This window comes from Leucobacter exalbidus (genome assembly GCF_017834145.1).
In the GTDB taxonomy this organism is placed as follows: Bacteria; Actinomycetota; Actinomycetes; order Actinomycetales; family Microbacteriaceae; genus Leucobacter; species Leucobacter exalbidus.
The window spans coordinates 3,003,723-3,016,688 of the sequence record NZ_JAFIDA010000001.1 but is presented as its reverse complement, the minus strand read 5'-3'; the positions used below and the strand labels follow the sequence as shown (position 1 = coordinate 3,016,688).

The 12,966-nt window shown below is 63.9% G+C and carries 11 protein-coding genes; 3 read left to right on the top strand and 8 right to left on the bottom strand.

Annotation, left to right across the window (positions count from 1 at the left end; all coding sequences use genetic code 11):
- Positions 1 to 40: 40 nt before the first annotated feature.
- A complete protein-coding gene (gene fdhD / locus JOF28_RS13625; RefSeq protein WP_209706354.1) occupies positions 41 to 931 on the top strand; it encodes a formate dehydrogenase accessory sulfurtransferase FdhD in 891 nt (296 codons plus the stop codon).
- Positions 928 to 3,252 (top strand): FdhF/YdeP family oxidoreductase, encoded by a 2,325-nt coding sequence (locus JOF28_RS13620; protein WP_209706352.1) that lies wholly within the window; start codon positions 928 to 930, stop codon positions 3,250 to 3,252. The genes fdhD and JOF28_RS13620 overlap by 4 nt, the downstream gene beginning before the upstream one ends.
- Positions 3,253 to 3,358: 106 nt before the next feature.
- On the opposite strand, the gene fmdA is transcribed toward JOF28_RS13620, so the two are convergent.
- The 5 genes from fmdA to JOF28_RS13595 form a co-directional block, all read right to left on the bottom strand.
- Positions 3,359 to 4,612, bottom strand: coding sequence for a formamidase (gene fmdA / locus JOF28_RS13615; protein ID WP_209706350.1), 1,254 nt, complete (start codon positions 4,610 to 4,612; stop codon positions 3,359 to 3,361).
- Positions 4,613 to 4,691: 79 nt separating this feature from the next.
- Positions 4,692 to 4,919 carry a zinc ribbon domain-containing protein gene (locus JOF28_RS13610; RefSeq protein WP_245189981.1) on the bottom strand — a complete coding sequence of 76 codons (228 nt, stop codon included), beginning with the start codon at positions 4,917 to 4,919 and terminating at the stop codon, positions 4,692 to 4,694.
- A gap of 93 nt (positions 4,920 to 5,012) precedes the next feature.
- Positions 5,013 to 5,651, bottom strand: coding sequence for an AmiS/UreI family transporter (locus JOF28_RS13605; RefSeq protein ID WP_209706345.1), 639 nt, complete (start codon positions 5,649 to 5,651; stop codon positions 5,013 to 5,015).
- Positions 5,652 to 5,888: 237 nt separating this feature from the next.
- Positions 5,889 to 7,364 (bottom strand): NCS2 family permease, encoded by a 1,476-nt coding sequence (locus JOF28_RS13600; protein ID WP_209706343.1) that lies wholly within the window; start codon positions 7,362 to 7,364, stop codon positions 5,889 to 5,891.
- A 201-nt stretch (positions 7,365 to 7,565) separates the two neighbouring features.
- A complete protein-coding gene (locus tag JOF28_RS13595) occupies positions 7,566 to 7,937 on the bottom strand; it encodes an FKBP-type peptidyl-prolyl cis-trans isomerase (RefSeq protein WP_209706341.1) in 372 nt (123 codons plus the stop codon).
- A 151-nt stretch (positions 7,938 to 8,088) separates the two neighbouring features.
- Between JOF28_RS13595 and JOF28_RS13590 the strand changes: the two genes are divergently transcribed.
- Entirely contained in the window at positions 8,089 to 8,955 is an 867-nt protein-coding gene (locus tag JOF28_RS13590; RefSeq protein WP_209706339.1) for a fumarylacetoacetate hydrolase family protein, read from the top strand.
- A gap of 79 nt (positions 8,956 to 9,034) precedes the next feature.
- Here the strand turns inward: JOF28_RS13590 and JOF28_RS13585 are convergent, their stop codons facing one another.
- From JOF28_RS13585 to JOF28_RS13575, 3 genes are all read right to left on the bottom strand, one after another.
- On the bottom strand, positions 9,035 to 10,507 hold the full coding sequence (locus JOF28_RS13585) for an aspartate ammonia-lyase (RefSeq protein ID WP_209706337.1): 1,473 nt from the start codon (positions 10,505 to 10,507) through the stop codon (positions 9,035 to 9,037).
- Positions 10,508 to 10,572: 65 nt separating this feature from the next.
- Positions 10,573 to 12,006, bottom strand: a complete 1,434-nt coding sequence (locus JOF28_RS13580; RefSeq protein WP_209707141.1) for an MFS transporter — start codon at positions 12,004 to 12,006, stop codon at positions 10,573 to 10,575.
- An 86-nt stretch (positions 12,007 to 12,092) separates the two neighbouring features.
- Positions 12,093 to 12,959 (bottom strand): M48 family metalloprotease, encoded by an 867-nt coding sequence (locus tag JOF28_RS13575; protein WP_209706335.1) that lies wholly within the window; start codon positions 12,957 to 12,959, stop codon positions 12,093 to 12,095.
- Between the last annotated feature and the right edge of the window lie 7 nt (positions 12,960 to 12,966).

Here is a 12,966-nt window from a genome sequence, read left to right as displayed (position 1 = left end):
TTCGTTTGCGTCTCTCAGGTATCAGTGGTATCCAAGAGGTGTGTCTAGAATCGCAGCTCGCCGCCGAGTCACTCGCCTCACTGTTGGGGCCGATTCGTCGCGCCGCGCCGATTTTCTGGCTGTAGAGGAACCGCTCGAGATGCGCCTCGACGGTTCCTCTTATGTCGTCACCATGCGCACCCCGGGGTATGACGTCGAACTCGCCTCGGGGTTCTTGGTATCTGAGGGAGTTATTACCGCCCCCGATGAGCTGCTGACCGCGCGCTACTGCGCGGGCGCCACCTCAGATGAGGGCAACACGTACAACGTGCTTGATCTGCGTTTAGCGCCGGGCGTCACGCCGCCCGATCCGAGCCTCGCGCGCAATTTCACCACCACGAGTGCGTGCGGGCTGTGCGGCAAGTCGTCGATCGAAGACGTGCACACCAGCTCGAAGTTCGAGGTGACTAGTGACCCACTCACCATCGACGCGGCCCTCCTCACCACCTTCCCAGACGCCCTGCGCGCCCAGCAGGCGGCCTTTGACCGCACCGGTGGGCTCCACGCCGCCGCGCTGTTTGACGGCGCCACGGGCGAGCTGCTCGTGATTCGCGAAGACGTCGGCCGCCACAACGCCGTCGACAAGGTCGTGGGCTGGGCGCTCATGAACGGCAAGCTACCCGGCCGCTCGTGTGTACTGATGGTGTCGGGCCGCGCAAGCTTCGAACTGACGCAGAAGGCCATCATGGCCGGTATCCCGATGCTCGCGGCGGTGTCGGCCCCGTCGTCGCTCGCCGCCGACCTCGCCGAAGACGCAGGCCTCACGCTCGTGGGTTTCTTGCGCGGCCCCTCCATGGTGATTTATTCACGCCCGGATCGCATCACCAATGACTCCACTCCTCAGGCGGATCTCCCCGCCGCCACCCCGCTCTCGAAAGCAGGCATGTCATGAGCCCCAAGGCCCCGAAGGAAGACTTTTCTGACGCGAACATTGAGGTGTCGCCGCCGAAGGATTACGCGGCCGGCCTCGGGGGCGTGTTCCACTCGATGGAGCCCGCACTCAAGAACATGGGGGTGGCCCGCACCGCCAAGCTGATGTTGAAGATCAACCACAAGGATGGCTTCGATTGCATGAGCTGCGCGTGGCCCGACCCCGGCCACCGCAAAATCGCTGAGTTCTGCGAGAACGGCGGCAAGGCGGTCACGTGGGAGGCCACGCCGCTGAAGGTGCCTCGGTCGTTCTGGAAGGAACACTCACTCACCTCACTCGAGGACAAAACCGAGTACTGGCTCGGCATGCAGGGTCGCATCACCGAGCCGGTGTACAAGCCCAAGGGTCAAGATCACTATGAGCCGGTGAGCTGGGATCGCGCGTTTGGCATCATCGCTGATCAGCTGAACGGGCTCGAGCACGCCAACGAGGCCTCATTTTACACGAGCGGTCGCGCCTCGAACGAGGCCGCGTTCATGTACCAGCTGTTTGCCCGCGTGCTCGGCACCAATAATTTGCCCGACTGCTCGAACATGTGCCACGAGTCCACCGGCACGGCCATGCAGTATTCGGTGGGTATTGGTAAGTCGACCATCGCGTACGACGACTTCCTCGAGTCTGACCTGATCATCATCATGGGCCAGAACCCGGGCACCAACCACCCGCGCATGCTCACCGCGCTGCAAGAGGCGAAAAAGAACGGCGCCAAGGTGGTGGCGATTAATCCGCTGCCCGAGGCCGGCCTGATCGGGTACAAGGATCCGCAGTCGGTGAAGGGATACGTCGGCAAGCCGATCGAGATCGCCGACCAGTTCCTCAAGATTCGACTCGGCGGCGACATGGCGCTGCTGCAGGCCATCTCCAAGCGCGTGCTCGAGGCTGAGAAGCGCAACCCGGGCAAGGTGCTCGATCACGACTTCATCGCGCGCCACTGCGACGGCTTCGAAGCCTTCGAGGCGCACATGAGCCAGGTCGATGACCGCGAGGTCGAGCAGGCCACGGGCCTCTCCACCGCCGAGATCGATGAGATCGCGAACCGCTACATCAACTCAGAGCGCGTCATCATCGCCTGGGCGATGGGCATCACCCAGCACCGCAAGGGTGTCGACACGATCAAGGAGATCATCAACCTGCTGCTGCTGCGCGGCAACATGGGCAAGCCCGGCGCCGGCGCCTCCCCCGTGCGCGGCCACAGCAACGTGCAGGGCGACCGCACCATGGGCGTGTGGGAGCAGATGCCTGACTCGTTCCTCGATGCGCTGGGCAAGGAGTTCAACTTCGAGCCGCCGCGCGACCACGGCGTCGACGCCGTGCACGGCATTCGCGCACTCGATGAGGGCAAGATCAAGGTGTGGATGGGCCTCGGCGGTAACCTGCTCGGTGCCATCTCTGACACCAACTTGGCCGAGTCGGCCATGCGCAAGACGAAGCTCAGCGTGCAGTTCTCGACGAAGCTGAACCGGTCGCACGTCATCACCGGTGAAGAAGCCATCATTTTGCCGGTGCTGGGCCGCACTGAAATCGATGTGCAGCTCTCGGGCCCGCAGTACGTCACCGTTGAGGACTCGGTGTGCGCGGTGCACGCTTCGCACGGCCAGGTGAAGGCGATCTCTGACCAGATGCGCTCTGAGATTGCGGTGGTCGGCGGGATCGCCCACGCCACTCTCGGCGACAAGTACGGCATCGATTGGCTTGCCATGATCGATGACTACGACGTGATTCGTGACCACATCTCGCGCGTCGTGCCCGGCTGCGAAAACTACAACGAGAAGACGCGTCGCCGCGACGGCTTCGTGCTGCCCAACGGTCCGCGCGACGAGCGCCGCTTCGAAACCGAAACCGGCAAGGCACGCATCAGTGTGAACGAGCTCGAACACATCGATTGCCCGCCGGGGCGCCTGCTGCTGCAGACCATGCGCTCGCACGATCAGTTCAACACCACGATCTACAGCCTCAACGATCGCTACCGCGGCATCAAGAACGGCCGCTCGGTGATCTTCATCCACCCCGAGGATCTTGCCGAGCTCGGGCTCGCCGACGGCCAGACCGTCGATATCTTCAGCGAGTGGAAGAACGAACCCGATCGCGTGCTGCGCGGCTTCCGCACGGTCGCGTTCCCCACGGCCCGCGGCTGCGCTGCGGCCTACTTCCCCGAGGCGAACGTGCTGGTGCCGCTCGACAGCACCGCCATCGGCAGTAACACCCCGGTATCGAAGGCCATCGTGATCCGGATCGAGCCTTCGAACACGCCCGTCGGCGTCGGTCGGCCCGTCACGGTCTAGCGCCCCGGCCGGCCGCAGCACCCTTCGGTACATCGCCCAGCCGGCCAGCCACACACCAACGCCTCCCCGCATCTCACGATGCAGGGAGGCGTTGGTGTGTGACGCGTTATGCGTTGGCCCGGGGTGCTCCAATCCCCGGGTCGATCTGTGCAGGGCCGCTCGACGATGGCCGCAGGTCGACGTCGAAGATCGCCGTCGGCAGGTAGACCGTCGAACACGAGTTGGGAATATCGACGACGCCCGACAGGCGCCCCTCAATGGGGGCGGCACCGAGCAGCAGATACGCCTGCTCGGGGCTGTACCCAAACTTCGTGAGGTAGTCGATCGCGTGCAGGCAGGCCCGCTGATACGACAGGTGCGAGTCGAGATACTTCTGCTCGCCGTCGAGCGTCACCGAGGTACCAGAGAAGGCCAGCCACTCGCTGTACTGCGGCTCAACGTTGCCCGGCATGAAGATGGCATTTTCAGACACCCCGTAGGTCTCCATGCCGCCCTTGATGAGATCGACCCGCAGGTCGATGAAGCCGCCCATCTCGATTGCGCCACAGAAGGTGATCTCACCGTCACCCTGCGAGAAGTGCAGGTCGCCCACCGACAGGTTGGCCCCGTCGACAAAGACGGGGTAGAAGACACGCGAACCCTTCGTGAAGTTCTTGATGTCTTGGTTACCGCCGTTCTCACGCGGGGGCGCCGTGCGCGCCGCCTCTGAGCCCACGCGGGCCCACTGGTCTCTCGCCAGCCCACCCAAAATGGCGTGCTCTGCCTCGGGCGGCAGCGCCAGCGGGGGCACCCGGTCGGGGTCGGTGGCGATCAGCGCACCCTCGCGGTTGTTCCAGGTCGCGAGCAGCCCAGCTGACGGGGCGGTGCCCATCAGGCCCGGGTGAATAATGCCGGTGAACGAGACGCCGGGTACGTGGCGCGAGGTGGCGGTCTGGCCGCTGAAATCCCACACCGCCTTGTAGGCGTCGGGGAACTGATCGGTGAGGAAGCTGCCACCGTTGCGCTTGGCAAAAATGCCGGTGTAGCCCCAACCCTGACCCGCGAGCGGGCCCGAGTCCTCTTGCGGGATCGGGCCGACGTCGAGAATATCGACGATCAGCAGGTCGCCAGGCTGCGCCCCCTCAACCCGAAACGGGCCACTGAGGGTGTGCACGGTGAGCAGCGGGGCATCGAGAATGTCTTGTGCGGAGTCATCGTTCTTGATGGCACCGTCAAACCATTCGCGACAGTCGACACGAAAGCTGTCGCCGGGTTTCACAGTGGCGACCGGCGGAATCTCGGGGTGCCACCGGTTGTGGCCCAGCTTCTCTTGGTCAACGAATCGCTTGTTGGAATCCAACTTGAAAATATTTGTAGGCATCGACTTACACCTTTCGGTCTTCGTACGTGGTCCTGGGCATTTGGCGGCACCTGCGCCGCCAAACGATTGTGGGCGAGCGTTAGCTTCGCGGCAGTTTTGCGTGCAACGGGTTACTGGTGAACCGCTGAGGTTTCCTTCCCTGGCCCGGCAGACGTGAGACGACGTCGGGCTCGTGCGCCGTGCGGGCGGCGCGATCGACGAGTTGGAAGGCCGAGCTTCCCGTCGCCGAGAGATGCGGTGCCGTCACCGTGCGCTTCGCGGCCCGGCCGCACACTTTGCAGTCGGTCTGACGGGGCACCTCGCTCATGGAATACATGGCGTCGAATTCACACCCCTCGATACATCTGAAGCTGTAGCTGGGCACGTATGCCCCCTTTCTCGAGTGACTGAAGTAGAAGTGTTAGGCGCCGGCCACGCGGGCCCCTGCGGGGGTGGGCGCGTCGGATCCGGGGGCGCGGGGTTTGCCCAGTGCCCAAGACAGCGCCAGCAGCACGAGCGCGAGCACCGCGGCGATCCAGCCCTCGGTGGGGCCTGTGACGTATCCGCCCGAGAGCATCAGCAGCGCGGGAATGGCGCCTGAGAAGATGCCGAGCCAGAGCGTGAACCAGCCGGTCAAGCGGCCCAGTTGCGCTTTGCCCAGGCCCAGCAGCAGGAAGAACAAGAACCAGAGCACCGCCCACGCAAACCAGATCACGCCGAAGACGGGGTCGGCGAACATCGTGAATTGCAGCACGCCATAGACCACGGCGCAGCAGGAGACGAACAGCGAGAACCAGCCCAGCCCCTCACCGGGTGCCTCGGTGAGGGTGTTCCAGGCGACGTAGAGGTAAGTGAACCCGAAGAGGTAGAGCCCCGAGGCCCCCAAGATCGTGGCTTGGTCACCGCCAGCCTGCGCGATGATGATCGTGGGAAAAATCACCTGCATCCCGCCCACGAACAGGTTCATGGCCGCCGCTGCTTTGGCGGGCACCACGTCAATCAGCATGAGCCCGTTGATAAATAACACGGCGCCCACGTACAACAGACCTACACTGCTCATGACAACTCTCCATTCGCTACGGTGCGTGGAAAATGCGTGAATCGTGGGGCGCTGGGCCGGGAACGTATCCGGTACCCCCAGCGGTGTGCGCTCTTGTGAGGCGCGCTCCCTTCCCTCGAAGGTATTACAGTGCGCAGACCCTGTCAACGGGGTGTGCGGAATGACACGTGGAAGACACAAAACGGGCCCGAATCCGAAGATTCGAGCCCGTTTTGTGACGGTTCGGTATCGCCTGGGTTACATGCCCATCAGGGATTCGAGGGGGCCGCGCGCGAAGAAGATCACGAAGCCTGCCGAAACGATCCACAACAGCCAGTGCACCTGCTTGGCCCGGCCGCTGAGCGCGTGCACGAGCGCCCACGACACGAAGCCAGCGCCGATGCCGTTTGCGATCGAGTAGGTCATGGGCATCACCGAGATGGTGAGGAACACCGGCAGCAGCACACGGAAGTCGCTGAGATCGATGTGCTTGATCTGCGCCATCATCATCGCGCCCACGATCACGAGGGCCGCTGCAGCGACCTCGGTCGGCACGATCTGGGTGAGCGGGGTGAAGAACATGGCGAGCAAGAACATGCCGCCGGTGATGAGGTTCGCAAACCCGGTGCGCGCACCCTCGCCGATGCCCGCGCCCGATTCAACGAACACGGTGTTTGACGATGACGAGGTCAGGCCGCCGGCGATGGCACCCACACCCTCGACCACGAGGGCCGACTTGATGCGGGGGAAGTTGCCCTTTTCGTCTGAGACGCCAGCTTCGCGTGACAGGCCAGTCATCGTGCCCATGGCGTCAAAGAAGTTGGTGAACAGCAGCGTGAACACGAGCATGATGACGGTCACGATACCCACGCGGCCGAGGTTGAAGTCGACGGCGCCGACGAGGCTCAGATCGGGGATGCTGAAGGGGGCGCCGCTGAGCTCGGGCACGGTGAGGCTCCAGCCGCCCGCGTTCGCGATCTCGCCGTCAGCGCCGACCTGCGGGCCGAGGTGCGCTACTGCTTCGACGATCACTGCGCCGATGGTGCCGACGACGAGGCCGATGAGCAGCCCGCCCTTCACCTTTGCGGCGACGAGTACGCCGGTGATCAGCAGCGTGAGCACGAACAACAGCGTGGGGATGGTGACGATCGAGCCGTCGCCGCCCAGGCCCACGGGGGGCGAACCCTGGCCGGTGGCCGTCACGAAGCCCGAGTTCACAAACCCAATGAACGCAATGAACAGGCCAATGCCGACCGTGATCGCGAGCTTCAGCTCAACGGGCACGGCGTTGAAGATCATGCGGCGCAGGCCGGTGGCGGCGAGCAGCACAATGAGCGCACCGTTGATCACGACGATGGCCATGGCCTCGGGCCAGGTCACCTGGCCCACGACCGAGAACGCCAAGAAGGCGTTAATGCCCAGGCCCGCCGCGAAGCCGAAGGGCAGGCGCGAGACGAGGCCGAACAGAATCGTCATCACGCCGGCGGTGAGGGCGGTGACCGCGCTGACGGCGGGGAACGAGAGCGTGTTGCCCTCGACGTCGACGCCGCTCGTCAAGATGATGGGGTTAAGAATCACGATGTAGGCCATCGTCACGAACGTGACGAGCCCACCGCGAATCTCTGCACTGAACGAAGAACCACGCTCCGTGATGTTGAAGTACCGGTCTACCCGGTTCTTCGGCTCGCGAGGTACAGCGCTTTCGCTCTGCGTGGTCGGATCGGCTGAGGCCACCGGTTGCTCCGTTTCTTCCTGTGCAATTGCTGAACGAAGCTACGTTACCACTCAGGCCATTTTTCTGTGGCAGGCACTGTCAGATACGTCAATGCCTGCGCGGCGTTTTCGCCCATAAAACACCGCTGGCCCCAACCAAATATGGTTGAGGCCAGCGAGGCGTATGGGCAACAATTGTTGCCCATACGCGAAGGGTTGAGCTTAGCTCACGCCGATCAGGTCGATCACGAAGATCAGGGTCTTGCCGGCGAGCGGGTGCCCACCTGCGGTGCCGTAAGCCTGAGCCGGGGGTACCACGAGCTTGCGGCGGCCGCCGACCTTCATGCCGGGGATGCCCACCTGCCAGCCCTGGATGAGGGCGCGCAGCGGGAAGTTGATGGATTCGCCGCGACCCCACGACGAGTCGAACTCATCGCCGGTTTCGTACTCGACGCCCAGGTAGTGCACGTCGACGGTTGAGCTGGCGAGTGCCTCAGCACCGGTGCCCACCTCAATGTCTTCAATCTGCAGCTCGGCGGGTGCCGGGCCCTCGGGGAATTCGATTTCGGGCTTGCTCTTCGATGATTCGGTCATGCGCCCATTCTCTCGGAAACCTGGGCCAGTTGCCTGTTCGTTCGCTCAGAGGGAACTGTCTGCGCAGTGTCGACCACACAAAGTTCAGGGGTCGACACTGCAGATATCCCCCTGAGCCCCCTGAATCATCTGGGTCGGCTACCCTAGAGGAGTGAAACTCGCGCACTTGATCTTCTCCCCTGATACCACTCCTGAACTCGCAGTCGTTCGCGGAGAGTCGTGTGTCCCCGTGCGCAGCCTCGGCAGCTCCGCACGCACCCTCCAGCAGCACATTGAGGCTGGCCCCGCGGCCAACCGTGCGCTGCGCACCGCGGTCAGCACCTGCGCGGCCGAGAACTGGACGCCGCTCACCGACGTCACCTTTGCCCCCGCCGTCATCGGTGCTCCCATCACGCTGGCCGTCGGCCTGAACTACGACGAGCACGCGAGCGAACTGAGCCTCGACAACGACTCGGGCCCGGTGCTCTTCTCACTCTTCCCCAACTCGCACGGCGCCCACGGCGGCGAGGTGCCCATTCCGGTGCACCTGAGCGAAGAGGTCGACTACGAGGGCGAGCTCGGTGTCATCATCGGCAAGGCCGCCAAGAACGTCTCGGCTGAGGAAGCCCTCGACTTCGTCTTCGGCTACACCGCCGTCAACGACATCACGGCCCGCAACATCCAGTTCCAAGAGCCGCAGTGGTCGCGATGCAAGTCGTTTGACGGCTTCACGCCCGTGGGCCCGGTCGTCACGACCGCTGATGAGATTCCGGATCCGCAAAAGCTCGGCATCACCACCGATGTTGACGGCCTGCGCGTGCAAGATTCAGACACGTCGTTCATGGTGCGCTCGGTTGCTGAGCTCATCGCTTCGATCTCGCAGTCCACCACGTTACTGCCCGGCACGGTCATCTCGACGGGTTCACCCGGGGGCGCCGGCCGGTCACGCAAGCCGCCGCTGTACTTGGTGCCCGGCACCGAGGTCACCGTCACCATTGAGGGCATTGGCGCGCTGACTTCAACCTGCACCCAGGCCTAACGCCTAGCTGCACCCGCATAACGCACAAAAGCCGGCGAGATCGAAATGATCTCGCCGGCTTTCGCGCGTGTAGCCGAGGTTACACGGCGACGTCTGCTGCTGCGTCTTCTTCAGCGCGGATGATGTCGATCGCACCCGTCTCGGGGTGCAGCCCTGCGAGCTTCGAGGGCTGCAGGATGTCGTCGAGCTCTTCCTGGCTGAGCAGGCCACGTGACACCACGAGATCGCCGACGCGTTCGTTGGTGGCCAGGGCCTCCTTCGCGAGGCTGGCGGCCTCGTAGTACCCGATCACGGGCGCGAGGGCGGTGATTACGGTCACCGAGCGCGCGACCATGTCTTCGAGGTGATCAACGTTCGCGGTGATGCCGTCAACGCAGTTCACGCGCAGCGTCTGGCAGGCACGCTCGAGCCAGGTAATCGACTGGAACAGTGAGTGCGCAATGATCGGCTCGAAGGCGTTCAGCTGCAGCTGACCGGCTTCGACGGCCATTGACACGGTCACGTCTGATCCGGCAATCGCGTACGCGACCTGAGACACGGCCTCGGGGATCACGGGGTTCACCTTGCCGGGCATGATCGACGAGCCAGCCTGGCGGGCGGGCAGGTTGATCTCACCGAAGCCGGCCTGCGGGCCCGAAGACAGCAGGCGCAGGTCGTTCGAGATCTTCGAGAGCTTCAGTGCGCTGCGCTTCAGTGCGGCAGAGAAGGTCACGAACACACCGGTGTCGCTCGTGGACTCGACGAGGTCGCCAGCGGTCACGAGATCGAGGTTCGTGATCTCGCGCAGGTGCTTGAGCACCGTCTCTTTGTAGCCGCGGGGCGCGTTGATGCCGGTACCGATGGCGGTGGCACCCATGTTGATCTCGCGCAGCAGCGAGACGGCCTCGCGCAGGCGATCGATGTCTTCACGCAGCGTCACCGAGAACGCGTTGAACTCTTGACCGAGGGTCATCGGTACCGCGTCCTGCAGCTGCGTGCGGCCGACCTTGATGATGTCCTTGAACTCGCGGCCCTTTGCGGCGAACGAGTCAGACAGCAGTGCGAGCTCGTCGAGCAGGCTGTCGAGCGAGAACGCGAGCGCAATCTTGATCGCGGTCGGGTAGGTGTCGTTCGTCGACTGGCTGTGGTTCGTGTGATCGTTCGGGTGAATGAACGCGTAGTCACCCTTGGGGTGGCCTGCGAGTTCAAGCGCACGGTTGGTGATCACTTCGTTCGCGTTCATGTTCGTCGAGGTGCCAGCGCCGCCCTGCACGACACCCACAACGAACTGGTCATGCAGCAGACCGGTCTTAATCTCTTCGCACGCACGATCGATGAGCGTGGCACGCTGCTCATCGAGCGCACCAATCTCAAGGTTTGCGCGTGATGCTGCCTGCTTCACACACGCAAATGCGCGCACGAAATCAGGGTAAACCGAGACGGGACGGCGCGCGATCGGAAAGTTCTCGTGGGCGCGGGCCGTGTGCACGCCCCAGTAAGCGGCCGCGGGTACCTCTACACTGCCGATCGAGTCGGTTTCAGTGCGCGTTTGTGCCGACAGGAAGTCACTCACCGGTATCTTGGCTCCATCTATATTCAGGGGAAAAATGCGGAAGAATCCGCGGGTACGCCCACAGCCTACTCCCCCGCTTCATCCTTTGCAGCACGCCCGGGTAACCGAATCGTGCTGGTTGGAAGCGGCACGGCTGCCGTTTCTTGCGGCACCGAGCTTTCGATCGGCAAAACGATCTCTCCGCGCCGCAAAACGTCAATGGGAGCGGTGAGTGTTTCGGTCTGTTTGCCCGGGTCATCATCGAGGCCCGGGCGGCCGACATGGGTGACCGCGAAGTGCCAGCCGTCACCGCGGTGCAGCCGCAGTTTTCGCGCGGTGAACAGCCACACCGCGCCCACGATGAACGCGAGCATCGCCGCGGCCGAGCTGATAAACAGGGTTGATCGCGCGCCGAGTTCGTCGGCCGCAGCGCCCACGAGCGGGGCGCCGAGCGGTGTACCGCCCACGAGCACGGCCACGTACAGTGCGATGACCCGCCCGCGCACTTCAGGGGCCGCGGTGGACTGCACGAAGCCGTTGGCGGTGGTGAGCAGGGTGGCGGTGGCAAACCCCAAGAACACAAGGGTGCCTGCGAAGGTCCAGAAGGTGGGCATCAGGGCCGCAATGAGACTGACGACCCCCACGCCGCCCGCCGAGGCGATCACGGCGCGCATGCGGGCTGCCGGGCGTCTCGCTACCAGCAGTGCGCCGGTGAGCGAGCCAATCGCGAGCATCGTGTAGAGCAGACCATAGTCGCTCGCTTCGCGGCCAAACTCGACGGCCATGGTGGAGGCGACAATCGGAAAGTTCATGCTGTAGGCGCCGAGCACAAACACCATCACGAAGATCACGAGCAGGTCTTGGCGATACCGCACGTACCTAAACCCTGCGCCCAGCTGCCGCAGTTGGCTTTCGCGCTGCGGCGCCACCTCGAGCTCACGCGGCGCGGGCTTTATGCACACGAGCGCGATCAACACCGCGAAGAACGACACCGCGTTGATCATGAACACCCAGCCCGAACCGACCGCGGCAATCAAGAGGCCAGCGACGGCGGGGCCGACGAGCCGGGCCGAGTTGAACGACGCCGAGTTCAACGCGATCGCGTTGGTGAGCTGGTCACCCTCAACGAGGTCGGAGACGAAGGCCTGGCGCGAGGTGGAATCGAACGAGTTGATGACGCCCAGCGCGAGGGCAAACCCATACACGTGCCACAGTTCGGCGACACCGGTGACGAGCAGCACGCCGAGCGCCGCCGCACAGAGCATCAGCAGGCTCTGCGTCAGCATCAGCACTTTACGCCGATCGAATTTATCGGCGACCGCGCCGCTGAAGGGCACGAGCAACAGTTGCGGGGCGAACTGCAGGGCCATCGTGACGCCCACCGCCGACGCGTTATTGTCGCTGAGTTCGGTGAGCACGACCCAGTTTTGGGCGGTCGATTGCATCCATCCGCCCACGTTGGACAGCAGCGCACCCGCGAACCAGATGCGGTAATTGCGACCCTTGAGCGAACGGAACATGGCGGACACGGTGCGACCTCCTCGGCAACTCTTCTAGCCTAGCGTTGCCCGCTTCATCACACCCAGATCCCACCCCGGCCGGGCTGCTAGAACTTACCGCCCATGTCGAGCAGCCGACGAATGCGATCGGGAATGGGTGGGTGCGTCGCAAAGAGGCGCTGCGCCAAACCGGGCTTCAACGGGTCTGCGATCCACAGGTGCGCCATGCTCGACTGCTGTTTCTCTAGCGGCTGGCCGTACGTCGACAGCTTGTGGAGGGCGCTCGCGAGCGCCTCGGGGTGCCGCGTGGTGAGCGCGCCGGTAGCATCGGCGAGATACTCGCGCTGGCGAGAGACCGCCAGCTGCACGATCGTGCCCACGATGGGGGCAACGATCATCGACACAAGCCCGAAGACAATGACCATCGGGTTGCTGTTGTTGCGCCCGAAGATGGCCAGGCGCATCATCATGTCGGCGAGCATGCCGATTGCGACGACGAGGCCGTAGACGATCATGGAGACGCGAATATCGTAGTTACGCACGTGCCCCAGCTCGTGCGCCATCACGCCTTCGAGCTCGGCATCGGTCATGATGTCGAGCAGCCCGGTGGTGGCCGCGACCATCGCGTGCTGCGGGTCTCGACCGGTGGCGAACGCATTGGGCGCCGGATCATGCACGATGTACACCTCGGGCATGGGGGTGCCGGTGGTGATCGCGAGGTTCTCGACGATGCGGTACAGCCGGGGGTTGTCTGCCTCGGTGATGCGCTGCGCCCCGCTCATGGAGATCGCTTGACGACCGGCCATGAAGTATTGCAGGGCGGCGTACCCGAGCGCGCACACAAGCACGGTGATCACAATGCCGGGTGACTGGTAGATCACCGCGGCGAGCCAGCCGAGCCCACCGATGATGGCCACGAACAGCAAAATAATGAGGACGCTGTTGACCTTATTGCGACGAATCGCGCTGTACACGCTCTCC

Excerpts from the sequence above, each read along its gene's own strand:
- JOF28_RS13620 (WP_209706352.1), top strand. The coding sequence starts at position 928 with ATGAGCCCCAAGGCCCCGAAGGAAGACTTTTCTGACGCGAACATTGAG.
- fmdA (WP_209706350.1), bottom strand. The coding sequence starts at position 4,612 with ATGCCTACAAATATTTTCAAGTTGGATTCCAACAAGCGATTCGTTGAC.
- JOF28_RS13595 (WP_209706341.1), bottom strand. The coding sequence starts at position 7,937 with ATGACCGAATCATCGAAGAGCAAGCCCGAAATCGAATTCCCCGAGGGC.
- JOF28_RS13605 (WP_209706345.1), bottom strand. The coding sequence starts at position 5,651 with ATGAGCAGTGTAGGTCTGTTGTACGTGGGCGCCGTGTTATTTATCAAC.
- JOF28_RS13580 (WP_209707141.1), bottom strand. The coding sequence starts at position 12,006 with ATGTTCCGTTCGCTCAAGGGTCGCAATTACCGCATCTGGTTCGCGGGT.
- JOF28_RS13610 (WP_245189981.1), bottom strand. The coding sequence starts at position 4,919 with ATGAGCGAGGTGCCCCGTCAGACCGACTGCAAAGTGTGCGGCCGGGCC.